The organism is Aeromonas sp. DNRA1 (assembly GCF_963888745.1).
Classification (GTDB): domain Bacteria; phylum Pseudomonadota; class Gammaproteobacteria; order Enterobacterales; family Aeromonadaceae; genus Aeromonas; species Aeromonas hydrophila.
Genome location: NZ_CAWPKQ010000004.1, coordinates 10,679 through 33,773 on the forward strand (window position 1 = coordinate 10,679; position 23,095 = coordinate 33,773).

General features: G+C 60.4%; 28 protein-coding genes. 16 read left to right on the forward strand and 12 right to left on the reverse strand.

Annotated features, from left to right (window positions below; translation table 11 throughout):
- Nucleotides 1-157 precede the first annotated feature (157 nt).
- From AACQ43_RS13585 to npr, 10 genes are all read left to right on the forward strand, one after another.
- On the forward strand, nt 158-1,153 hold the full coding sequence (locus tag AACQ43_RS13585) for a KpsF/GutQ family sugar-phosphate isomerase (RefSeq protein WP_043119482.1): 996 nt from the start codon (nt 158-160) through the stop codon (nt 1,151-1,153).
- Nucleotides 1,153-1,707: a 3-deoxy-manno-octulosonate-8-phosphatase KdsC gene (gene kdsC / locus AACQ43_RS13590; protein ID WP_011707616.1), complete on the forward strand. Its 555-nt coding sequence runs from the start codon at nt 1,153-1,155 to the stop codon at nt 1,705-1,707. The genes AACQ43_RS13585 and kdsC overlap by 1 nt, the downstream gene beginning before the upstream one ends.
- On the forward strand, nt 1,704-2,264 hold the full coding sequence (gene lptC, locus AACQ43_RS13595) for an LPS export ABC transporter periplasmic protein LptC (protein ID WP_016352199.1): 561 nt from the start codon (nt 1,704-1,706) through the stop codon (nt 2,262-2,264). The genes kdsC and lptC overlap by 4 nt, the downstream gene beginning before the upstream one ends.
- Complete coding sequence (lptA, locus tag AACQ43_RS13600; RefSeq protein ID WP_168967850.1) at nt 2,251-2,778, forward strand: lipopolysaccharide transport periplasmic protein LptA; 528 nt, start codon at nt 2,251-2,253, stop codon at nt 2,776-2,778. The genes lptC and lptA overlap by 14 nt, the downstream gene beginning before the upstream one ends.
- Nucleotides 2,779-2,781: 3 nt before the next feature.
- Nucleotides 2,782-3,507, forward strand: coding sequence for an LPS export ABC transporter ATP-binding protein (lptB, locus tag AACQ43_RS13605; protein WP_011707613.1), 726 nt, complete (start codon nt 2,782-2,784; stop codon nt 3,505-3,507).
- Nucleotides 3,508-3,572: 65 nt separating this feature from the next.
- Nucleotides 3,573-5,012, forward strand: a complete 1,440-nt coding sequence (locus AACQ43_RS13610; protein WP_146061459.1) for an RNA polymerase factor sigma-54 — start codon at nt 3,573-3,575, stop codon at nt 5,010-5,012.
- 21 nt (nt 5,013-5,033) lie between these two features.
- A complete protein-coding gene (hpf, locus tag AACQ43_RS13615) occupies nt 5,034-5,321 on the forward strand; it encodes a ribosome hibernation promoting factor (RefSeq protein WP_005305957.1) in 288 nt (95 codons plus the stop codon).
- A 2-nt stretch (nt 5,322-5,323) separates the two neighbouring features.
- A complete protein-coding gene (gene ptsN, locus AACQ43_RS13620; protein ID WP_005305951.1) occupies nt 5,324-5,770 on the forward strand; it encodes a PTS IIA-like nitrogen regulatory protein PtsN in 447 nt (148 codons plus the stop codon).
- A gap of 42 nt (nt 5,771-5,812) precedes the next feature.
- Nucleotides 5,813-6,679: an RNase adapter RapZ gene (gene rapZ, locus AACQ43_RS13625; protein ID WP_011707611.1), complete on the forward strand. Its 867-nt coding sequence runs from the start codon at nt 5,813-5,815 to the stop codon at nt 6,677-6,679.
- A 20-nt stretch (nt 6,680-6,699) separates the two neighbouring features.
- Nucleotides 6,700-6,972 (forward strand): PTS phosphocarrier protein NPr, encoded by a 273-nt coding sequence (npr, locus tag AACQ43_RS13630; protein WP_005305943.1) that lies wholly within the window; start codon nt 6,700-6,702, stop codon nt 6,970-6,972.
- Nucleotides 6,973-6,987: 15 nt separating this feature from the next.
- Here npr and AACQ43_RS13635 read toward each other — a convergent pair whose 3' ends face one another.
- From AACQ43_RS13635 to AACQ43_RS13690, 12 genes are all read right to left on the reverse strand, one after another.
- Nucleotides 6,988-8,892, reverse strand: coding sequence for a BglG family transcription antiterminator (locus AACQ43_RS13635; RefSeq protein ID WP_168967623.1), 1,905 nt, complete (start codon nt 8,890-8,892; stop codon nt 6,988-6,990).
- A gap of 104 nt (nt 8,893-8,996) precedes the next feature.
- Nucleotides 8,997-9,737 (reverse strand): 2-dehydro-3-deoxy-phosphogluconate aldolase, encoded by a 741-nt coding sequence (dagF, locus tag AACQ43_RS13640; protein WP_168967624.1) that lies wholly within the window; start codon nt 9,735-9,737, stop codon nt 8,997-8,999.
- Nucleotides 9,737-10,852 carry a DgaE family pyridoxal phosphate-dependent ammonia lyase gene (locus AACQ43_RS13645; protein ID WP_168967625.1) on the reverse strand — a complete coding sequence of 372 codons (1,116 nt, stop codon included), beginning with the start codon at nt 10,850-10,852 and terminating at the stop codon, nt 9,737-9,739. The genes dagF and AACQ43_RS13645 overlap by 1 nt, the downstream gene beginning before the upstream one ends.
- Nucleotides 10,836-11,975 carry an amidohydrolase/deacetylase family metallohydrolase gene (locus AACQ43_RS13650; protein WP_168967626.1) on the reverse strand — a complete coding sequence of 380 codons (1,140 nt, stop codon included), beginning with the start codon at nt 11,973-11,975 and terminating at the stop codon, nt 10,836-10,838. Before AACQ43_RS13650 ends, AACQ43_RS13645 begins: the two co-directional genes overlap by 17 nt.
- A 43-nt stretch (nt 11,976-12,018) precedes the next feature.
- Nucleotides 12,019-12,669 (reverse strand): DUF4310 family protein, encoded by a 651-nt coding sequence (locus AACQ43_RS13655; RefSeq protein WP_011707606.1) that lies wholly within the window; start codon nt 12,667-12,669, stop codon nt 12,019-12,021.
- Nucleotides 12,670-12,680: 11 nt separating this feature from the next.
- The gene (locus AACQ43_RS13660) at nt 12,681-13,457 is read right to left on the reverse strand and encodes a DUF4311 domain-containing protein (protein WP_016352193.1); all 777 of its coding nucleotides are present in this window, start codon (nt 13,455-13,457) and stop codon (nt 12,681-12,683) included.
- A gap of 40 nt (nt 13,458-13,497) precedes the next feature.
- Nucleotides 13,498-13,794: a DUF4312 family protein gene (locus AACQ43_RS13665; RefSeq protein ID WP_168967627.1), complete on the reverse strand. Its 297-nt coding sequence runs from the start codon at nt 13,792-13,794 to the stop codon at nt 13,498-13,500.
- Nucleotides 13,794-14,159, reverse strand: coding sequence for a glycine-rich SFCGS family protein (locus AACQ43_RS13670; RefSeq protein WP_011707603.1), 366 nt, complete (start codon nt 14,157-14,159; stop codon nt 13,794-13,796). The genes AACQ43_RS13665 and AACQ43_RS13670 overlap by 1 nt, the downstream gene beginning before the upstream one ends.
- Nucleotides 14,160-14,522, reverse strand: coding sequence for a transcriptional regulator (locus AACQ43_RS13675; RefSeq protein ID WP_168967628.1), 363 nt, complete (start codon nt 14,520-14,522; stop codon nt 14,160-14,162).
- A 308-nt stretch (nt 14,523-14,830) separates the two neighbouring features.
- Entirely contained in the window at nt 14,831-15,952 is a 1,122-nt protein-coding gene (gene degS, locus AACQ43_RS13680; RefSeq protein WP_011707601.1) for an outer membrane-stress sensor serine endopeptidase DegS, read from the reverse strand.
- Between the two features lie 89 nt (nt 15,953-16,041).
- A complete protein-coding gene (locus AACQ43_RS13685; RefSeq protein WP_168967629.1) occupies nt 16,042-17,403 on the reverse strand; it encodes a Do family serine endopeptidase in 1,362 nt (453 codons plus the stop codon).
- 81 nt (nt 17,404-17,484) lie between these two features.
- The gene (locus AACQ43_RS13690; RefSeq protein WP_011707599.1) at nt 17,485-17,865 is read right to left on the reverse strand and encodes a YhcB family protein; all 381 of its coding nucleotides are present in this window, start codon (nt 17,863-17,865) and stop codon (nt 17,485-17,487) included.
- Between the two features lie 140 nt (nt 17,866-18,005).
- Between AACQ43_RS13690 and zapE the strand changes: the two genes are divergently transcribed.
- From zapE to AACQ43_RS13720, 6 genes are all read left to right on the forward strand, one after another.
- Nucleotides 18,006-19,100: a cell division protein ZapE gene (gene zapE / locus AACQ43_RS13695; protein ID WP_168967630.1), complete on the forward strand. Its 1,095-nt coding sequence runs from the start codon at nt 18,006-18,008 to the stop codon at nt 19,098-19,100.
- Between the two features lie 266 nt (nt 19,101-19,366).
- Entirely contained in the window at nt 19,367-19,795 is a 429-nt protein-coding gene (rplM, locus tag AACQ43_RS13700; RefSeq protein ID WP_005336289.1) for a 50S ribosomal protein L13, read from the forward strand.
- 15 nt (nt 19,796-19,810) lie between these two features.
- Nucleotides 19,811-20,203, forward strand: coding sequence for a 30S ribosomal protein S9 (gene rpsI / locus AACQ43_RS13705; RefSeq protein ID WP_005336286.1), 393 nt, complete (start codon nt 19,811-19,813; stop codon nt 20,201-20,203).
- Nucleotides 20,204-20,498: 295 nt separating this feature from the next.
- A complete protein-coding gene (gene petA / locus AACQ43_RS13710; RefSeq protein WP_011707597.1) occupies nt 20,499-21,089 on the forward strand; it encodes a ubiquinol-cytochrome c reductase iron-sulfur subunit in 591 nt (196 codons plus the stop codon).
- Nucleotides 21,090-21,091: 2 nt separating this feature from the next.
- The gene (locus AACQ43_RS13715) at nt 21,092-22,309 is read left to right on the forward strand and encodes a cytochrome b (protein ID WP_011707596.1); all 1,218 of its coding nucleotides are present in this window, start codon (nt 21,092-21,094) and stop codon (nt 22,307-22,309) included.
- Nucleotides 22,306-23,040 (forward strand): cytochrome c1, encoded by a 735-nt coding sequence (locus AACQ43_RS13720; RefSeq protein WP_011707595.1) that lies wholly within the window; start codon nt 22,306-22,308, stop codon nt 23,038-23,040. Before AACQ43_RS13715 ends, AACQ43_RS13720 begins: the two co-directional genes overlap by 4 nt.
- Nucleotides 23,041-23,095: the final 55 nt, after the last annotated feature.

The following is a 23,095-nucleotide window of genomic DNA, read 5'->3' on the forward strand; positions in this document are numbered from 1 at the left end:
AGCAAGGAACAACTATTGAACAGCCTGCCTGTCCAGACGCGCGACAGTTTTTTGTAACCAATTGTCTCTCTTTTCCGGTCGGGAAGTATCCGATTCGCTTATCTCGACAGACTTTTTTATAATCCCGCAGCAAATTTCAGCCCGGAGCTGTGCCTTTATGTCTGTAAAGTCTGAAAAAGTGTCTGAACTGTTCGATTTTCGTCGCAGCGCCCGTACCGTGCTGGACATCGAGAAACAAGCGATTGATGGACTCTACCAGTACCTGAACGATGCCTTCGATCAGGCGTGCGAGATGATACTGCGCTGCAGTGGCAAGATAGTGGTCACCGGCATGGGCAAGTCAGGTCATGTCGGAAGCAAGATTGCGGCCACCCTGGCCAGCACCGGTACTCCCGCCTTCTTCCTCCATCCGGGTGAAGCCAGCCACGGCGATCTGGGGATGATTTCCGGCGGCGATCTCATCATCGCCATCTCCAACTCCGGTGAGAGTGACGAGATCCTGGCCCTGTTGCCAGTGCTCAAGCGCCGCGGCATCCCGCTCATCTGCATGACCGGCAACCCGGCCTCCACCATGGCGAAAGAAGCCAACGTGCACCTGTGCATCAAGGTAGAGAAAGAAGCCTGCCCTCTGGGGCTGGCGCCCACATCCAGCACCACGGCAACTCTGGTAATGGGAGATGCGCTGGCGGTGGCCCTGCTGGAAGCCCGCGGCTTTACCGCCGACGATTTCGCCCTCTCTCACCCGGGTGGTTCCCTTGGCAAGCGGCTGCTGCTGCGGGTCGGCGATCTGATGCACAGCGGTGAGCTGTTGCCCCAGGTGGGGATAGATGCCACCATCAGCCAGGCACTGCTGGAAGTGAGTCGCAAGGGGCTCGGCATGACGGCTGTGGCCGATGCCAATGGCCGCCTGGCCGGCCTGTTCACCGATGGCGACCTGCGCCGCATTCTGGACTTGCAGGTGGATATCCACCACACCCCGATCAGCCGCGTGATGACGGTCAACTGTGTTACCGTGGGACCGGAGATGATGGCTGCCGAGGCCGTCAAACTGATGGAAACCAGAAAGATCAACGGATTACTGGTTGTGGATGGCGACAAGCGCCCGCTGGGGGCCTTCAACATGCATGACCTGCTGAAAGCCGGAGTAATTTGATGCAAAACGTACCGACCCTCTATGGTCCGGTGACGCGCAGCCAGTTTGAGAAGGCGGCGCAGATCCGCCTGCTGGTGTGCGATGTGGACGGGGTGCTCTCCAACGGCCTCATCTACATGGGAAATGACGGCGAAGAGCTGAAGACCTTCTGTACCCGCGACGGTGCCGGCATGCGAGCGCTGCTCAACGCCGGGATCGAGATTGCTATCATCACCGGGCGCAACTCCCGCATCGTCAGCGATCGGATGAAGAGCCTGGGGGTGCAGCATCTGGTGCAGGGGGCGGATCAGAAGCTGCCCCACTTCGAGGCGCTGCTGAGCAAGCTGGCACTGACCCCCGAGCAGGCGGCCTACATCGGCGATGACACCATCGATCTGCCGGTGATGCAGGCCTGTGGCCTCGGCATCGCCGTGGCCGATGCCCATCCGCTGGTGCTGGCGCGGGCCGACATGGTGACCCGGCTGGCCGGCGGTGTTGGCGCCGTGCGCGAGGTGTGCGATCTCATTTTGCAGGCCCAGGGGCTGGGTGACTATCAGCCAGAGGCCTCGGTATGAGCAGACAGACCCTGTTGTTCGCCCTGCTGTTCTTGGTTGCGCTGGCCGCCTGGCAGCTCGGCGACATCGAACTGGCGCCGGAGCCGACCACCAAGGTGGAGAATTATCAGCCGGACTTCACCGCCAAGAATCTGGTGACGACCCGCTTCGATGTCGAAGGCCGTCGCACCGAGCGGCTGGAGTCCCGCTACGCGGAGTACTACCAGATCCTCGAGCAGGCCACTTTTGACAAGCCGGTGGTCTACATGTTCGACAAGCAGGGCGAGCCCGAGTGGAAGGTCACTGCCGATACCGGGGTGCTCAACACCGATGACAACGTGATCCTGCGGGACAAGGTGCATCTGGACGGCTTGCTGCCCACCTCTTTCATCTCCACGCTGGATACCCCCTATCTGGAGCTGGATTTGGTGACCCAGAACGTGAGAAGCAATCAGCAGGTCAGCATAGTGGGTAAGGATTTCCAGACCGAGGGCGTTGGCCTGAAGGGTCATCTGGAACGCAAATATTTTGAATTACTGGATCAGGGCCATGCCATCTATTTCAATGAAAAACGCTAATCTGGCCCTCGCGGCCCTGCTGCTGTGCGGCACCGTGAGCGCCAAAGAGTCCGACTTTGCCGAGAGGGTCTATGTGGATGCGGTCAAGCAGGTGGCCGAGATGCAGGACAACCGCATCACCTTCGAGCAGGATGTGACCATCACTCAGGGCACCATCAAGATCAAGGCGGACAAGGTGGTGGTGATCCGCTCCGGCGAGAAGGGGGCCGAGGTGATGACGGCCTATGGCAAGCCTGCCACCTTCTTCCAGATCCTGGACAACGGCAAGCCGGTCAATGCCCATGGCAACAGCATCCGTTATGAGCTGAAAAACCGGTTGGTGACCATCACCGGCAACGGTCAGCTCAAGCAGGAAGATAGCCAGGTCAATGGCGACCTGATCCGTTACGACATCGTCAAACAGAAGATGATTGCCGAGAGCAAGACCCCGAACCAGCGGGTCAAGACAGTGTTCCTGCCGGATCAGGTAGAGAATTTCGACAAGCCGGCCGACCAGAAGAAGCAGGGAAAATAAACCATGGCAGTGTTGAAAGCAGCCGGCCTGCAAAAAAGTTACAAGCGCCGCATGGTAGTGAGCGATGTGAGCCTGGAAGTGGGGACCGGCCAGATCGTCGGGCTTTTAGGCCCGAACGGCGCCGGCAAAACCACCTCCTTCTACATGATCGTGGGGCTGGTGCAGAGTGATGCCGGCCTCATCACCATCGATGATCAGGACATCAGTCTGCAACCCATGCATATCCGTGCCCGCAACGGCATCGGTTATCTGCCGCAGGAGGCCTCCATCTTCCGTCGCCTGTCGGTGTTCGACAACCTGATGGGGGTCATGCAGACGCGCAAGGGGCTGAGCCGCGAAGAGCGGGAGGACAAGGTCCAACAACTGCTGGAAGAGTTCAACATCACCCATATCCGTGACAGCCTGGGGCAGAGCCTGTCGGGTGGGGAGCGGCGCCGGGTCGAGATCGCCCGGGCACTGGCTGCGGAGCCGCGTTTTATCCTGCTGGATGAGCCGTTTGCCGGGGTCGACCCCATTTCTGTGATAGACATCAAGAAGATCATCCAGCATCTCAAAGATAGAGGCCTGGGCGTCTTGATCACCGACCACAACGTCAGAGAGACTCTGGACGTATGTGAGAAGGCCTATATCGTCAGCCACGGCAAGATGATTGCCGAAGGTGCACCGGCCGACATACTGGCCGATGAACAGGTCAAGCGCGTCTATTTGGGCGATCAATTCAGTCTATAGTAAGGGGGCATCTCTTCATTTCCTGTGACGACTGCCTCGCTGAACATAAGGATATCCCGACGTAGATGAAGCCGACATTACAGTTGCGTCTCGGCCAGTCCCTGACCATGACGCCGCAATTACAACAAGCGATTCGTCTGCTCCAGCTCTCCACTCTGGAACTCCAGCAGGAAATTCAGCAAGCGCTCGACAACAACCCCTTGCTGGAGCAAGAGGAAAATGATGTGCAGGAGACCAGCCCGGAAGAGCCGGTCGATGCCAGCCAACTTGACTCCAGCGATGCGATGTCCCAGGACAACATGCCGGACGAACTGCCGGTAGATACCACCTGGGAAGAGGTCTACTCGGCCGGCACGGCTCAGAGCGCGGGCCCGATCCACGACGGTGAAGACAGCATCTATCAGGGCGAAACCACCGAAAACTTGCAGGATTATCTGCTGTGGCAGATGCGCCTGACGCCGTTCAGCGACGTGGATGCCGCCATCGCCCTCGCCATCATCGACGCCATCGACGAATCCGGTTACCTGACGGTGTCGCTGGAAGATATCCAGACTGCGGTAAGCAGCGAGGATGTCGAGGTGGAGCTCGATGAGGTGGAGGCCGTGCTCAAGCGAGTGCAGCACTTCGATCCGGTCGGCATTGCCGCCCGCTCGGTACAGGAGTGCCTGCTGATCCAGCTGGGCCAATACTCCCCGGACCTGCCCTGGCTGCACGAGGCCAAGGAGGTGATCCTCGAGCACATGGATTTGCTCGGCAATCGCGACTACCGCACCCTGGCGCGCAAGACCCGGCTCAAGGAGAGCGACCTCAAGGAGGTGCTGGATTTGATCCAGCAGCTGGAGCCGAGACCCGGCAACGGCGTTATCCAGAGTGAATCCCAGTACGTGATCCCGGATGTTTCCGTGGTCAAGAAGGGCAACAAGTGGGTGGTCGAGCTCAACCCGGACTCGGCCCCGCGCATCCGGGTCAACGAGACCTATGCCGCCATGGCCCGTCAGGCTCGCACCAGCCAGGATACCCAGTTCATCCGTTCCCACCTGCAGGAAGCCAAGTGGTTCATCAAGAGCCTGGAGAGCCGCAACGACACCCTGCTCAAGGTGGCCAGCTGCATCGTCGAGCAGCAGCAGGGCTTTTTCGAATACGGTGAAGAGGCCATGAAACCCATGGTGCTCAACGACATCGCCGAAGCGGTGGAGATGCACGAGTCGACCATCTCGCGGGTCACGACCCAGAAGTACATGCATACGCCGCGCGGCATCTTCGAACTGAAGTTTTTTTTCTCCAGTCATGTCAATACGGAGGGAGGAGGAGAGTGCTCATCGACCGCAATTCGCGCGCTCATCAAGAAGCTGGTGACGGCGGAGAATCCCGCCAAGCCGCTAAGTGATAGCAAGATCGCGGATTTGCTGGCCGAACAGGGTATTATGGTGGCGAGACGCACGATCGCAAAGTACCGTGAATCCTTGTTGATCCCGCCATCCAATCAGCGCAAACGCCTGGTTTAGGCAAAACAAAAGGAAGACGTTATGCAAATTAACCTGACCGGACACCATGTCGAGATCACCGAAGCTCTGCGTGATTATGTGAACAACAAATTTGCCAAACTCGAGCGTCACTTTGACCACATCAACAATGTTCATGTGGTGTTGAGCGTAGAAAAACTGAACCAGATCGCCGAAGCCAAGCTGCATGTCAGCGGGGGTGAGGTGTTCGCCAACTCGCAGCATGCCGACATGTACGCTGCGATTGATACCCTGCTGGACAAGCTGGATCGGCAGATCATCAAGCACAAAGATAAGTTAAATCAAAAATAACCATGCAACTTGAACACATACTGAGTCGGGACTGCACCAAAAGTGCGGTCCCTTGTACCAGCAAGAAACGCGCCCTGGAGATCATCAGCGAGTTAGCCGCTGAGCGCCTGGGGACCTCTCGTCAGGTGCTCTTCGAGTGCCTGCTGGCGCGAGAAAAAATGGGCAGTACCGGGATCGGTGCCGGTATCGCCATTCCCCACGGCCGGATTGGCGACGAGTTTCCGCCGACCGCCATCCTGATGACCTTCGCAGAGCCGATCCCCTTCGATTCCATCGACAATCAACCGGTTGACCTGCTGTTCGCCCTGCTGGTGCCGGAAAGCGAGTGCAAGCAGCACCTCAAGACCCTTTCCCTGATGGCATCCAAACTGGGCGACAAGGCGGTATGCCGCCAGTTGCGCCAGGCAACCAGCGATGAAGAACTCTATCAGATCATGACATCGGCCTGAGATGCAGGCCCTTGCAATGACGCCAAGCGGTGAGGGAACAAGATGCAATTAATAGTGGTGAGTGGGCGCTCCGGCTCGGGCAAGACAGTTGCCCTGCGTGTGCTGGAGGATCTCGGTTATTACTGCGTGGATAACCTGCCGGTCAACCTGCTGCCCCAGCTGATCGTCTCGGTCGAGAGCCAGTATGACAAGCTGGCGGTCAGCATCGACGTGCGCAACTTGCCGGCGAGCCCGGACAAGCTGGAAACCCTGCTGGCCCAGGTTCGCAACGAGGGGCGGGTGGAGTTCTCGAGCTTCTTCTTCGATGCGGAAAACTCCACCCTGCTCAAGCGCTACGGCGAGAGCCGCCGGCTGCACCCCTTGTCACGCAATCAGTTGTCGCTGGATGAGGCGATACGGGAGGAGACCCACCTGCTGGCGCCGCTCTCCTCGACGGCCGACCTGCGCATCGATACCACCAACCTCAGCATTCACGACCTGAGCGAGCTCATCAAGACCCGGGTGCTCGGCAAGAAGGAGAACGAGCTGGTGCTGGTGTTCGAGTCGTTCGGCTTCAAGTACGGCATTCCCAAGGATGCCGACTTCGTGTTCGACGCCCGCTTCCTACCAAATCCGCACTGGATCCCCGAGCTCAAACCCTTCACTGGCAAGGATGAACCGGTGGCCCGCTACCTCTCCAGCCAGCCCGACGTGATGCAGTTCATCCTGCAGATCGAGAACATGCTGGCGACCTGGTTGCCCCATCTGGAGCGCAACAATCGCAGCTATGTGACAGTCGGTATCGGTTGCACCGGTGGCCAGCACAGATCGGTGTTCATTGCCGAGCAGCTGGCCGGCGCCTTCCGCCTGCTGGGCAAGAACGTCCAGATCCGCCACCGCACCCTCGACAAGAGTGCGCCGCAATTTTGATGGACCAATAGGAAGATCAGATGACCGTCTCAGCCTCGGTGGAAGTGAAAAACAAACTGGGCATGCATGCCAGACCGGCCATGATGCTGTTCGAGCTGGTGCAGGGGTTCGATGCCCACGTGTTGCTGCGCAATGAAGAGGGGGTCGAAGCCGACGCGGACAGCGTGATCGGCCTGTTGATGCTGGACTCGGCCCAGGGCAAGCAGGTGGAAGTCCAGGTGGAGGGGCCCGAGGAAGTGGAGGCCCTGGCCGCCGTGGTAGCGCTGTTCACCTCGGGCTTCAACGAGGAGTAACGACCCTCGGCATGCTCAAGGTGCGCTGCGTGCCAGCGCCTTGAAGGCGGCAAAATCCCGACAAGCCAGCAGACTCCTGCTGGCTTTTTCGTTCATCAGCGCCAGGAACAGCTCGTAGAGCCCCATCGCCTCTTCGTAGTCGGCCTTGGCGATGGCCAGCACGAAGACGAGGGTGGCGCTCTCGCCGTTGCCCCAGTCGATCCCCTGCGGGGCCAGCACGGTATAGACCAGGGTGCGGCGAGCCAGCAGGCCGAGGGAGTGGGGCAGGGCAATGCCGTCCCCCAGCATGGTGGAGACTATCCGCTCCCGCTCCTGCAATGATCCCCGAAAGCCGCTCTCCACCAGCTCCTCCGCCTCCAGCTGGCTGCAGATGCGATCAAACAGCGCCGCCTGGCTGAGCGGCTCGGTGACCACCATGAAGTGGTCGGCATCGAAGTACTTGTCGAGCAGGTAGGGGCGGGTGCGATCGACCAGCACCAGCTTGCCGAGCTGCTCCAGCTGGTACTGGGTCGGGAAGGGGGCGACCTGCACCACGGGCACGTTCTTCTCGCCGGCCTTGACGGTGCTGATGACGAAATCCTGCTCGATCCGCGTCAGCCCTTCGTAATCCCGTACCGACTCCAGCATGGTCAGCTGCAACTGGGGATACTCCCGCTTGATCCGGGCCTCCAGCACCCGGAAGGTGGCATTGCCCGCATCGCATAGCAGCAGCGCCTGAGGGCGGCGGGTGTAACCGATGTCGTAGTGGCGCTCCAACCCGACCCCGATGTGGATCACCAGATAGCCTATCTCGTGGTGGGTCAGCCGATAGGGAGTCTGCCTGATCCACTCCGAGATGGCCGCCAGCGTGATGTCGTAGGCGAGGGGGTAGTACTGCTTGATGTGGTCCGCCAGCGGATTGTGGCTGCCGATCTGGTATTTGACCCGCAGCAGCATGGCGCTGATATGGGTCTGCAGGTCGGCTCGCAGTTGCAGATCGCCGCGCAGGTCATAGGGGTAGTGCTGGTGGATGTAGGCCAGCAGATGCTCCACCAGCTGTTCGCTCTCGGCCGCCATGGCCGGGCTGAGCTGAGGGGCATCGGCGGTGAGGCGGGCCTGGATCTGGATGGCGAGACAGGCTATCTCCTCCTCCCCCGGCGGAGTCAGGGTCGGCAGCTCGCCATAGATGTCGCGGGCAACCGCCAGCAGAGGCGCCGTGAGATCCTCGCTGGTGCATTGGCGCAGCTCATGGCCGGCCGCCTGGCGCAGCAGGGCGACGGCACAGTAGATGGCGAGCTGCTGCAGGCTCTCATCGGCCAGGCGCAGCTGATGACGGCCGAGCTGCTCGTGGATGTGATTGCCCACTACCTCCAGCGTCTTGCTGGGGCAGAGGTTGGGCAGCAGGCTCTGCAGCGGGTTGCTGTGCAGCAGCTCCTGATAGAGCAACTGGGTGAGGCAGGCGCGGATGGCCGTCTCGCCCCCCTGGATCCGCATCCCCTGCCTGGGTTTGCTGTCGATGGCGAGCCCGAAGTGGGCGAGCCGCTCCCGTACCTCTGCCATGTCCCCCTGCAGTGCCGCCCGGCTCAGATACCAGGTGTCCGCCAGCTCGTCGAGCTTGATGCCCTGCTCCGCCGTCAACAGCAGGATCTGCAGGTGCAGTACCCGCTCGCGGCTGGTACGGGGCAGCCCGCTCTCCTGCTCCTGGGCCGCCAGCAGCGCCGCGAACAGCTCCTGGTTGTAGATCTTGAGCTGATAGCCGCTGCCGCGCTGGTGGATCAGGTGGGCGCCCCGGGTGGCGATGATCTCGTTCAGGGTCGCCACGTCGGTGCGCACGGTGCGGGTGGAGACACTGAGGCGGCGGGCCAGCTCCTCCTGCGGCAGCGGCTCGGCGTGGAGCAGGAGGAGCAGTTGATGGAATCTGGGGTGGGGCAGCTTGATCATGAGGGGGGAACGGACTCCTGTCGCGGAATGAAACATCGATGTTAACAAGCGGGTCATTAACAAGCCAGGCACCGGTCAGTGATCGGACCGGTGCCTGAGGGCCGTCAGGCCAGCAGCCGCTTCACCGTGGTCAGCAGAGTACGCACGTCCTCGGGACGGGTCTGACCGCTCGCGCTGTCGATGATGGAGCTGTAGACGTGGGGGATCACCTTCTCGACACCGGCATCCAGCGCGATTCGTACTATCTCTTCAAAGTTGTCCAGGTCGATACCGCCGGTGGGCTCCAGCCAGAAGCCGTGGCGAGCACAGGCCTCGGCCACCGCCTGATACTCGGCGCGGCAGGTCAGCCCGCCCATGGGGAAGAACTTGACCGAGCTGCCGCCCATGTCCTTGAGCAGGGCGATGGCGGTGTCGATGGGGACGATGCCGTCAGGCTGCTGGCTACTCAGGGGACCGGTGGAGATCTTCACCATCCCCGGCGTGCCGGTGGGGGAGACAAGGCCATTGACGAGGGTATCAGACTGGCCCAGCAGCGCCCGGCTGGCACCGACGCCGGTGAACACCTGATTGACGTGCTGGGGCTGCAGCTGGCAGGCCAGCTCGGCCACCATGGCGGACTGGCGTGGATCACCGGCCCCCAGCCCGATGGAGAGGGCGTTGTCGATAAGCTTGGCGTACTCCTTCATATCAGCAACTGCGGAGGGAATATCCGGGTAGTTTTTGGAGAGCACACCGACCAGCACGTGGCCCTCGGCGGCCTCATAAATGTCGACGGCATTCTGTCGGGAGCCGGCCAGCACGTTGAGGCAGACCCGATCGCGGTAGTAATTGGGAGTCAAAGACATCAGTTGTTCTCCTGAATGAGGTGGGCAATGGCGGCATGGATCTGGTCGAGCTGGGGCACGGTGACGCTGCGCACATCTATCTCGAGGTGCCCCTCGTTGGCCTTGTAGCAACGGCAGTAGATGGCAGGCGTGCCCTGCTGCAGGCGGGCTACCAGCTGTACCGTGGTCATGCCGATCTGCTGGTGGTCGAAGGCGATGTCGGTGCGGGCGATGTCGCGCCCCGCGCTGTCCCACACCACCTTGGCGCTGATGCCGGGCAACTGGTTGAGGCGCTCGATGAAGGGGGTCATCTTGGCGACCATGGCGGCGCCGCTCTCCTTCTCTTTGGCCAGATAGCGCTCGATGGCGTGGGTGAGGCCGAGGATCCCCTCCTTGCCCACCTTCATGGCACGGCCGATGCCGTTGGCCTGCTGCTTGACCCACTCCACGTACTGGCGCTTGCCGAGCACCAGGCCGCTGGTGGGCCCTTCAATGGCCTTGGCGCCGCTGTAGATGACCAGATCCGCGCCCTGGTTGTAGTAGAGACGCAGATCTTCCTCGGCCGCCGCATCGACGATGAGCGGGAGCCCGTGGGCCTTGGCCACCTCGGCTGCCTCGGCCACCGACAGAATGCTCTTCTGCACGCAGTGGTGAGACTTGATATAGAGGATGGCTGCTGTGTTGGCATTGATGGCGGCGGCCAGCTGGGCGGCAGAGCACTCGTTGGCGTAGCCGGCCTCCACCACCTTGCCGCCACCCAGGTTGACCATGGTGCCGACCGGGGCGCCGAAGTTGACGTTGTGTCCCTTGGGCAGCACGATTTCGCTCGGCACATGGTGGGCATGGGCGTGCAACTGCTCGAGGCGGTAAGGGTCGCCGCGCACGATCACGGCGGCCACCGACTGGGCGATGCCGGCGCTGGCGCAGGAGACCACCACCGCATCTTCCACGTCCAGCAAGCCGGCCAGATAGGCGCCGGTCTTGTTGACCAGATCCTTCACCTCGAAGTAGTGGCCGAGGCCGAAGTTGACCGCGTCGACCACCTCCTGTTCGGGGGTGGAGACGCCGAGAATGGTCATGCGCCCGGAGGCGTTGATCACCGGTTTGAGCTGATATTTCTCATACACAGAAGGCATGGTGTGATTTCCCATAGTGAGTCAGAACCAGTTCGCCACCGACCAGGGCGGCGAGGGGCAGCAACTGCCGATCGCCATTGCGGGCGCCGGCTTCGGTATCGGTAAAGAGGGTGGGGCCGCTGCTCACCTCGAACAGGGTCAGGTCGGCAGCGGCGCCCACCTCGAGTCGCCCCTTGCCGGACAGGCGCAGGGCATCGGCGGCATGGTGGGTGACGCAGGCCAGCACCTGCTCCAGGGTCATGCCGATGGCGAGAAACTTCGACATCACGTGGGCCAGGCTGTAGACCGGCCCCTTGATGCGATTCTTGCAGTAGATGTCGGAGCTGATGGTGCGGGGCAGGATCCCCTGGGCAATGGCCAGCTCCGCCACCTCGAAACTGAAACTGGCGCCGCCGTGGCCGATGTCGAGCAAGAGGCCCCGTTGCATTGCCTCGCGCACCGCCTGGCGCAGTTCGCCGGCCGGGGTCAGGATGCGGTTGGGCTTGCCGTTGAAGCAGTGGGTCAGCAGATCGCCATCGCCCAGCAGGGCGACGATCTCGTCCAGATCCGGCGGCGTGTTGCCCACGTGCACCATCAGCGGCAGCCGACCGTGGGCCTGTTGCAGTGCCTTGGCCATGCGCAGCGGCTGCAGGCCGTTCTCACCCACCACGCTGCCGCTCATTCTCGCCTTGATGCCGACGATGAAGCCGGGGTGGCGGGCTATGGCCGCCGAGGCGAGATCCATGTCGAGGTCCCGGCTGTCGGCCAGCTCGTTCTGGCGCAGCAGGCCGATGCGGGAGATGTTGAGCAGGGCGTGCACCCGGGTCTTGCAACCGGCGGCGAGACGCTGGAAGTCATCCACGTCGTCGGCCCCGGTGCTGCCGGCGTCGATGACGGTGGTGACGCCGGACTCCACGCCCACCTTGTCCGGCTCATCGTGATAGAGGGGGGAAGCGGGATAGCAGTGGGTGTGGCCGTCGATCCAGCCGGCGCTCACATGCATCCGGCCGCCGAGATCCAGGCTCTGCTGCGCCGCGGTCGTCTCCGGCAGGGTGCCGATGGCGGCTATCTTGCCCTGCTGGATGGCGATATCGACGAGCTGGCCATCTCCCTGGCGCCCCGCTTTGATGATCATGTCGTACATGCTAGATGGCCTCTCGAGCGCCGCCCCGCAGGGCGGCGGATGGTTATGCAAGCGCAACCGGGAAGAAGGTGCCGAGTAGCATGGCCCCCAGGATGGCACCGCCGGTGATGGGTTTGCCCCACACGTAGAACAGCAGCGCACCCAGCAGGGAACCGATACCGATCGGAATCGAGGCGCCCATGGCGGAGAGGATGATGAGGGGGCCGAGGAAGCGGCCCGAGCTGTTGCCTGCCCCCATCATGACGTCTGCGCCGTAGGTGGAGTTGCTCTGGTTGATGGTGAACTTGCGCGCCAGGATGATCACGTAGCCGATGGCCAGACCAATTCCCATGCCGGTTGCCAGCGAGGCACCGAAGTTTTCCACCGGATAGACGATGCCAGCCCCCAGCAGCAGGGCGGGCACGCCGAGACCGACCCCGGTCTGGATGGCGCCGCCGATATCCAGGATCCCCACCAGGGAGCCCTCGATGATGCGGGCAAACAGGAAGCTGGCGCCGAAGGCCGCCACCGCGCCGTAGGCACCGGTGTCCATGCCGGCCTTGAGCATGGCGACGAAGGCCACCTCGTTGAAGGCGCCGACCCCGTACAGATAGAACATGTGGGTACCGGCAAAGACCCCGGCCGAGAGCAGGCCGACGAAGATGGGGAAGGACCAGTCGGCGTACCAGAAGTTGTTTTTCAGTTTCTCATCCACGGTGTGACCCCTTATTTGCCGCTCAGCAGGTTATGGACGTTTTCCAGCCACAGGGGAACACCCAGATGGAAGGACTCGATGAGTTTCATGTCGAAGCCGCGGAAGAAGCCGCTCAGCACGAACAGCAGGACGATAGCCGCCATCATCACCTTGGTGACATGGTTCCAGCCGCTCTCTTCTACGCCCTTGCCGATCAGAATGCCGAGCACCAGGCCCGGTACCGCGTTGCCCATGATGAGCTGGGCCAGACCGCCGAAGATGGTGGCCCAGAAACCGGACTTCTTGCCCGCCTCGATGGCGGCCAGCCAGAAGATCACCGGCATGACGGTGTTGACCAGCAGGTTGGCGGCCGGTACCAGCACCTTGACCGCGGTGACCTGCAATGCGGCCGGTACGGCGGCGGCCGTGCTGTTGAGGAAGGCGACCACGATGGCACCTATGATGCCGCCGGCGATGGCCATCTTCTTCGGGTCGTGCAGGGTGGTGGCGAGATCCCGGTTCTTGAACAGCAGTGCCGCCGTGGCCCAGTGCGGAATGATGCGGTGATCCACATCCTGGGTGAAGGCGCCTGCTGCCACGGTGGAGGCCCAGGCGTTGAAGAAGAAGCCCAGACCAAACGAGAAGTGGGAGGCGGGGTCCCCTTCGCAGGAGTTGAGCTCACCCAGGGTACGGAAGGCTCCCATGCCCTGCACGGTCGGCGCGTGGAACATCCGTGCCGCGCCGGCCCCCACCCCGACGCCTACCAGGCCGCCGATGATGAGTGACTTGATAAATATGATTAGAAACATCCAACGTATCCTTCTTGTGGGGTGGTACCCGCGGGCGGCGTCACACCAGGGTGAACGCCACCTGCTCGGCATCCAGGCTGGTGACCTTGACCGTGATCGCCAGCTGGACCCGGAATTCGCGGCGCTGGCGCGGCAGGAAGAAGAACAGGAACTTCTCCACCCGGACCGATTCTTCGGCCTTGAGCACCTGCACCTCGAGCGGCTCGATGCGCAGCATCACCCGCGGGTTGTCCTTGAGCAGCGTTGGCTGCACCTGGCTGAGGGCGGCGGAGAACGCCTGCTGGCGAGTCGACCCCTTGCCGCTGACCATGACCTGGGTGGTGAAGTCCTCTTTCATCAGGCGCGTCCGTGTTTCTTGGCGAAGGCTTCGATCAGCTTCTGACCCAGCTCTTCCTTGTCCATGAAGCCGAAGCCCAGCACCACGCACCCTTCGTTGATGGCGGTCACGCCCTCTTCGATGGAGCGCATGCCGTAACGGCACTTGTAGCCGTACTTGGTCTGCGCCGTGATGGCACCGGCGCCGCCGCTGCCGCAGAAGGAGATGCCGAGATCCGCCTGCTCCTTGTTCATCACGTCACCGAGCTTCATGTCGGCGGCCATGCCGGGGATGATGGTCACGCTGGCACCGGCGGTTTCCGCGCCTGCCCCCACTTTCTGGCCCTTGCCGAGTCGATCACCGATCACGAGTTTGATGGCTGTCATTTAGCTTTCTCCTTTCACTGAGCTGAGTTCGTTTTCTTTGGCAACTTCGAAATGGACGGACAGCAGATGGGCCTCTTCATAGGCCAGCTTGTCCAGCCAGGCGACGACCTGTTCGGCCAGGCGCAGGGAGAGGGGGGAGATCTCCTCGAACAGGCTGAGATCCACCTCCGGCAGCGACTCACCGCTGTAGGAGCGCCACACCATGGCTTTGACGTGGGAGGCCAGCATCTGCTGCTGTACCTCGTTGGGGCGGATGCCCTGCTCGCCGAGCAGGGTGTGGATGCGCGCCAGCGTGTGGTTGGTCTGGCGCAGCAACGCCGGGCTGTCCGGGGTCAGGTTCTGGTCATGGGTCTCTGTGTGCAAGGTCTGCTCTCCAAGGCTGGCAGAAGGGATAGCGCTACCCTAAGCCGGCAGTAGAGGAGAGAGGAGGCACTGTTTTTCCGATTCGAAGCGGAAATTCCCGCACGTTTGGGCTGAAAACGGTGATTTTTGTGGAATGGAGGGGAAAAGGGCTGCTATCGGGGCCGACTTTGTGTGATCGAGGGCGCACTTGGCCCGTCGAGCCGGGCCGAGCAGGCTTGCTGGAAACTGTGAGTCGCCTCACGGATGGGGGAGTGTGGGGGAAGCAAACAGGGGCGGTTGACTGCCCCTGTCAAAGAGAGTTGGCGGGATCAGCTGGCGGTGGCGGCACTCGCGCTGGCCCGGTTCTGGTAGCGCAGATCCTCTTCGATGGTGACCTCAACCTCCAGCGGCTTGCCGTCACGGATCACCGAGATGGTGAGCTTGGTGCCCGGCCGGCTCTCGACGATCTTGTCCATGGCGGTACGTACGCCGCTGATGGCCTCACCGTTGATCTTGAGCAGCACGTCGCCCCGCTTCAACCCGCCTCTGGTGGCCGGGCCGTTGGGATCCAGGCTCTCCACCACCAGGCCGCGCAGGTCGCCCAGATTCATCATGCGGGCAACGATGGGGTTGATCTCGACGCTGGAGATGCCGAGGTAGCCACGGATCACCCGACCGTTGGCGATCAGCTCATCCATGATGCGTTTGGCCAGCTTGTAGGGGATGGCGAAGCTGATGCCGTAGCTCTCCTGGTTGCCGTTGAGGTGGTAGGCGGCGGTGTTGATGCCCACCAGATCGCCGCGGGCGTTGACCAGGGCGCCCCCCGAGTTGCCCTCGTTGATGGCGGCGTCGGTCTGCAGCAGATCCTGCCGGCCGTTGCTGTCCGGGCCCATGCTGGAGAGGCCGATGCGGCCGGTGGCGCTGATGATGCCCTGGGTGATGGTCTGGCCGACGTTGTAGGGGTTGCCGATGGCGAGCACCACGTCGCCCACGTCTGGCAGGCGCTCCGGATCCTGCGGGATCACCGGCAGATTGTCAGACTCGATGTAGAGTACCGCCAGATCGGTCAGCTGATCGGAGCCGACCAGCTCGGCGCTGAATACCCGTCCATCCTGCAGCGCGACGATGATCTGGTCTGCATCGGCGATGACGTGATAGTTGGTCAGCACGTGGCCACGCTGGCTCATGATGACGCCGGAGCCGAGCCCTTGCGGCCTGAGTTCGGCCTGATTGCCCTGGTTGCGGGCGAAGCTGCGGGTATAGATGTTGACGACCGCCGGCCCGGCGCGGTGGGCGGCGTAGGAGAAACTCAGTTCACGGGCATTGGTGATGAGGCCGGGTAGCTGGGCCCCGCCACGGAAATTGGGAAACAGCAGCAACAGAAGAGCCGCCACGGTGAGACCGAAGCCGACAGACTTGCCCAAGTAACTGACTAGAGGGGGGATTTTCATGTCATTCTCATCCGTACATACAGCGCGCAGAGAATAACACTATCGGTGGATAAAAATCACCCGCGGCGAGGGCCGCGGGTGAGAGGGAGTTAACGGATCACCAGATAGAGGGAGGATTCCCCGCGCTGGATGTTCAGCGCCAGCACATCCGGCTTGTTCTTCAACGCCTTGCTCAGCTCTTCCAGCGAGTTGATGCGCAGGCGGTTGACCCCGATGATGATGTCACCCTTCTGCAGGCCGGAAGCGGCGGCTGGCGAGCGCGGATCGATGTCGGCCACGGCCACGCCGGTCACCGGCTCGGCGATGGTGCTCAGCTTGGCCCCTTCCAGAGCTGGGTGCAGGGCGCTGGCCAGGATCTCGCTGTCATCCGCCTTCTTCAGCGTAACCTTGACGGTCTGCTCCTTGCCATCGCGGATGAGGCCCAGAGCGACCTGCTTGTCAGCCCCCATGGTGGCGATCTTGGCGCGCAGTTCACCAAACGAGCGGATGGCCTTGCCATCGATGCTGATGATGATGTCGCCGGCCTTGATGCCCGCCTTGGCTGCGGCGGAGTCAGGCATCACCTGATTGACGAAGGCGCCATCCTTCTTGTTGTAGCCGAAGGTCTTGGCGATTTCGGAGGTGAGCTCGGTGCCGGTGATGCCCAGCTGGCCGCGGCGCACTTCACCGTATTTCACGATCTGCTCGGACAGGTCGCGCACCATGTTGGATGGAATGGCGAAGCCGATGCCGATGTTGCCGCCGTTGGGGCCCAGGATGGCGGTGTTGATGCCGATCAGCTCTCCGCGCAGGTTGAGCAGGGCGCCACCTGAGTTGCCGGAGTTGATGGCCGCATCGGTCTGGATGAAGTTTTCCAGATTTTCGATGTTGAGGCCGCTGCGGCCGAGTGCACTGACGATGCCGGAGGTAACGGTCTGGCCGAGGCCGAACGGGTTGCCGATGGCCAGCGCATAGTCACCGACCCGCAGCTCGTCGGAGTCGGCAAACTTGATCTGCACCAGATCCTCGGCCTTGATTTGCAGCAGCGCGATGTCGGACTGCTTGTCCTCGCCGATCTTCTTGGCGGCGTATTCACGGCCATCCTTCAAATTGACCTTGATCTCGTCCGCCTCGTGCACCACGTGGGCGTTGGTGATCACGTAGCCCTTCTTGGCATCGATGATGACGCCGGAGCCGAGCGCCTGGAAGGGCTGCTCGCTCACCTGTTCGTCGGGCATGTTGGGGCCGAAGAAGAAACGGAACTGTTCCGGCAGACGCTGGCGGGTGATCTTCTTGCCGGAGACTGAAATATTGACCACGGCAGGGGTGACCTGCTCGAGTACCGGCGCCAGGCTCGGCATCTCCTGATTGTTCGCCAGCAGAGAGGGCAGTGCAGCCTGTACAGGGGCCGCAGACATGGCGATACCGACACTGAGGGCTAACACACTGAGCACAGAAAGAGGTTTACGCATATGAAAAACAGCTCCCAGAAAAAGTTGCAATGCAATCGTCAAGGTCTGACCACGCTACCGCGCAATTAGTTCCGCAGGGAACTAACTGGACTGCTTGAGCAGACCGGAGGCCCCTGCATAGTCACGGGGTGGTACGCCCGGTTCTTCATTGGCCGGGACATCGCTGCTCTCGTCGAGCAGAGTTTCACGGAACAGCGGCTCCTGAGCCTTGGCCAGGAATTTGCTCTGCTCCGCCATATGGCGATAAAGGGTCTGGTACTGCTCGGCCAGCTGCTCCATCAGGGCGGCGCTGTCGGCGAAGTGGGTATTGATCTGGCCCTGGTAGCTTTCAAGTTCCTTGTGAGCCTTCTTCAGTTCTTGTTCCAGACGGCCGGCATCCCGGCTGCGCACTGTGAAGCGTCCGATGATGACGCCGATAATCAAGGCGGCGACAGCCAGCAGGATCCCGTTTAACAGACTCATAGATGCTCCTTGTTACAGCTAAATCAATGTGGGTTGATGCGGCCAAAGCGGCCGCTACGCCTTGATGGCACTATACCGTGCACCCCGAGAGCGTGATACCATTTTGTCCTTCATTCAGGGACTTGAAGGCAATCGACAGGATGACCCCGCAGCAAAAGTATCAGCAGGATTTGCAGCGCCCCGGCTTCGTGGCCGACCCCGCCCAGGCGATGGCAGTGGCCCGTCTGGAGCGACTCTATCAGGATTTGTGCCAAACCCCGACTCCGACCAGATCCCGTGGCCTGCTGGGCTGGCTGCAAAAGCCGAAACCCCGCGTGTCCATCATGGGTTTATATATGTGGGGCGGAGTGGGCAGAGGCAAGACCTGGCTGATGGATACTTTTTTCGACAGCCTGCCGGGAGAGCGCAAGCTGCGCATTCACTTCCACCGTTTCATGCACCGGGTGCACGATGAGCTCAAGGGGCTGACCGGTCAGGCCGATCCGCTCAAGTTGATCGCCAGCAAGCTGGCCGGCGAGACCGACGTCATCTGCTTCGACGAATTTTTCGTCTCCGACATCACCGACGCCATGTTATTGGGAACCCTGTTCCAGGAGTTGTTCGGCCACGGGGTGGTGCTGGTGGCGACCTCGAACATACCGCCGCAGGACTTGTATCGAAATGGCTTGCAGCGCGCCCGTTTTCTACCGGCGATTGCACTCATCGAGCGCCATTGCGAGATACTTAACGTGGACGGCGGCACCGACTATCGCCTGCGCACGCTGGAGCAGGCGGAGATTTATCACTTCCCGCTGGATCAGCAGGCAAAATCCAATCTGGATCGTTATTTTGGACAGTTAACCGGGCTGGAAGAGGCCCGGGCGGGCAGTGTCGAGATCAATCACCGTCAGCTGACGTCGCTGGGGATGGGAGAAGGTGTGCTCTATATGGAATTCGAGCAACTTTGCTGTACTCCCCGCTCACAGGGCGATTACATCGAGCTGGCGCGGCTGTTTCACACCGTCCTGCTGGCCAATGTGCAGCCAATGGGGGCGGGCACGGATGACGCGGCGCGCCGCTTCATCGCCATGGTGGACGAGTTCTATGAGCGGCACGTCAAGCTGATCATATCGGCGGCGGTGCCGATGCAGGAACTCTATGGCAACGGGCTGCTGAATTTCGAGTTCAAACGTTGTCTTTCACGGCTTCAGGAAATGCAATCGCACGAATACCTTGCCAGAGTGCACCTTCCTTAGTCACAATACCGCGCCTGCCAGTCGGATGGGCATCTGCGGCAGGTAGGGCCGGGCGACATTTGCTAGCTTCATGGCAGTGAAATTAGCAGGTGATATTTAAGGCAACTTCACTTATAATCGCCCGGCCCACGTTACAGCTGTCGATAAGACAGCAACACTTTAAGCTTTACTTGTATTCGAAGGGGTACAGGTAGGCCATCGTTTGTTGTTTGTGGGAGAGCCCCCATAAGCAATTGGGTCTGTAACAGGTAATTGGGTTTAACTTAATGAAAACTTTCGTTGCCAAGCCAGAAACCGTAAAACGTGACTGGTACATTGTGGACGCAGAAGGTAAAACTCTGGGTCGTATCGCAACCGAGATCGCTGCTCGTCTGCGTGGTAAGCACAAAGCTGAGTACACTCCGCACGTTGACACCGGTGATTACATCATCGTTGTAAACGCTGAGAAGGTACACGTAACCGGTAAGAAATTTACCGACAAAATGTACCATGCTCACTCCGGTTTCCCGGGTGGTATCAAGTCCATCAGCTTCGACAAGCTGATTCAGCGTAAACCGGAAATGGTAATCGAAGCTGCCGTCAAAGGCATGCTGCCGAAGGGTCCGCTGGGCCGTGCCATGTTCCGTAAGCTGAAAGTTTACGCAGGCGCCGAGCACGCTCATGCTGCTCAGCAACCTCAAGTACTGGATATCTAACGGGAACTGGCAACAATGGCAGAAAATCAATACTACGGTACCGGCCGTCGCAAAAGCTCCACTGCTCGCGTATTTATCAAAGCGGGTAGCGGTAAAATCGTAATCAACCAGCGCTCCCTGGAGCAGTACTTCGGCCGTCCGACTGCCCGCATGGTAGTTCGTCAGCCGCTGGAACTGGTTGAGATGACCGAGAAACTGGACCTGTACATCACCGTTAACGGTGGTGGCATCTCCGGTCAAGCTGGTGCGATCCGCCACGGTATCACTCGTGCTCTGATGCAGTACGATGAAACCCTGCGTTCCGAACTGCGTAAAGCAGGCTTTGTTACTCGCGATGCCCGTAAGGTTGAGCGTAAGAAAGTCGGTCTGCACAAAGCTCGTAAGCGTCCGCAGTACTCCAAGCGTTAATTCGCTTTTGGTACGCACTCTCGCGAGTGTCAAAAAAGCCTGGCCATGTGCCAGGCTTTTTTTATTGGTAATATTACCAACGGCATTGCTAACACCACGTCACAAAAGACAAAAAATTGTGTATTTATTGTTTTTGACCTTCGCTTCTCTTTCTTGTCAAGTTGTTATCTTTTCTTTAAAATTCCCTCGGTTTTTCTGTGACAATTGTAACTCCGCTTCCGCCGCTGTTGTCACGGAAGAAAGGGGAACAGGGACACAATAAGAATGTGCGGAGTCCACATGGGAGAGTTTTTGGATGAGCAATGCGCCAGTTGATACCGGTCGCCGCAGATTTCTTACCTGGTCAACGGTCGCCGTTGGTGGGGTAGGAGCTGCTTTTACCGCAGTGCCGTTTATTAAGTCATGGAACCCGAGTGCCAAAGCCAAAGCGGCGGGTGCTCCGGTCGAAGTGGATATCAGTAAGTTGGAACCAGGCCAGCTCATCCGTGTTGAGTGGCGAGGCAAGCCGGTCTGGGTGGTGAAACGTACCAAGCAGACGCTGGATGCCCTGGCCGCGCACGACGACAAGTTGCGCGATCCGGCTTCCGACGAGCCCCAGCAACCCGACTATGCCCACAACGGTTACAGATCCATCAAGCCGGAGATCTTCGTGGCCGTCGGTATCTGCACTCATCTGGGCTGCTCCCCCTCCTATCTGCCGGACAGCTTTGGCGAGCAGGTGCAGGGCGTGACCTCAGGCTTCTTCTGCCCCTGTCATGGCTCCAAGTTCGACATGGCTGGTCGAGTGTTCCAGGGGGTGCCAGCACCCTTGAACCTGGTCATTCCGCCGTACAAATATCTTAGCGACACCACCATCCTGGTCGGTGCCGATGGCAAGGAGGCCTGACCATGTTTGCCAAACTGATGGGCTGGATTGACTACCGCTTTCCGCTCACTGCCATGTACAACGACCACATGGCCAAGTACCCGGCGCCCAAGAACCTGAACTTCTGGTACTTCTTTGGCTCGCTCGCCATGCTGGTGCTGGTCAACCAGATCATCACGGGCATCTGGCTGACCATGAACTACAACCCCTCCGCCGAAGGTGCCTTCGCCTCCGTGGAGTACATCATGCGGGATGTGGACTACGGCTGGTTGTTGCGCTACATGCACTCCACCGGTGCATCCGCCTTCTTCATCGTGGTCTATCTGCACATGTTCCGCGGCATGATCTACGGTTCCTACCAGAAGCCGCGCGAGCTGCTGTGGATCTTCGGCATGCTGATCTTCCTCTGCCTGATGGCGGAAGCCTTCATGGGCTATCTGTTGCCGTGGGGCCAGATGTCGTTCTGGGGAGCCCAGGTCATCATCTCGCTGTTTGGTGCCATTCCGGTCATCGGTGACGATCTGACCCTGTGGATCCGCGGTGACTACGTCATCTCCGGCGCTACCCTGAACCGCTTCTTCGCGCTGCACGTCATCGCCCTGCCGCTGGTACTGGTGATGCTGGTTGCCATGCATATCCTGGCGCTGCACGAAGTGGGTTCCAACAACCCGGACGGCATCGACATCAAGAAGCACAAGGACGAGAACGGCTGGCCGCTGGATGCGGTGGCATTCCACCCCTACTTCACCGTCAAGGACATGATCGGGGTTGCAGGCTTCCTGTTCCTGTTCTGCGCCATCATCTTCTTCAAGCCGGACATGTGGGGTTATTTCCTCGAGAAGCCGAACTTTGAAGTGGCCAATGGTCTGAAGACCCCGGCGCACATTGCCCCGGTCTGGTATTTCACCCCCTTCTACGCCATCTTGCGGGCGGTGCCTGACAAGCTGCTGGGCGTCATCATGATGGGGCTCTCCATCGTAGTGCTGTTCCTGCTGCCCTGGCTGGATCGCTGCAAGGTACGTTCGGTGCGTTATCGCAGTACCCTGCACAAACTGAACATCGCCCAGTTCGTGGTCTGCTTCATCATTCTCGGGGTGCTCGGCGTTTTGCCATCGACTCCGACCCTGACGCTGATCGCCCAGATCTGTACCCTGGGTTATTTCGGGTTCTTCGTCCTGTTGTTCTTCTACAGCAAGAATGAAAGCACCAAGCCGCTGCCGGAGAGGGTGACATTTAAATGAAAAGAATAATTTTTGCAGTGCTGACCCTGCTGCCGTCGCTGGTGTTTGCCAACACCGGGGCTGTGCACCTGGACAAGGCCAACTACGACCTGAACGACAAGGCGTCGTTACAGCGTGGTGCGGCAACCTTCATGAACTATTGCTTTGGCTGTCACAGCACCCAGTACCAGCGTTACAACCGGGTGGCGGCAGACATCGGTATTCCGGAAGATCTGATGGCGGCCAACCTGATCGTCAATGGTGCCAAGATCGGCGATCTGATGGAAAACTCGGTGCCGGACAAGGATGCGGCCAAATGGTTTGGCGCCCCGCCCCCCGATCTGACCCTGGTTGCCCGGGTACGTGGTGCCGACTGGATTTACACCTACCTGCGTTCTTTCTACGTGGATGAGACCCGTCCGTTTGGCGTGAACAACGTGGTATTCCCGTCCGTGGGCATGCCCCATGTGCTGGAGCCGCTGCAAGGCACGCCCCGCGCCGAGTTCGCGACCCACACCGTCGACGGAGTGGAAGTACAGCAGGTTGTCAGTGTCAAATCTGACGGCAACGGTGAAATGAATAACGAAGAGTATGATCAGACGGTACTGGATCTGGTAAACTTCTTGGTCTACTCGGCTGAACCGGTACAACAGGAGCGCGAACGCATGGGCTTCTGGGTACTTGGCTTCATCGTGATCTTCTTCATCTTCACTGTGCTGTTGAAGAAGGAATTCTGGCGCGACGTTCACTAAGCGACCAGATCCGGGTAATATAATGCACGGCAATGAAGACCAAGAGGCTTCATTG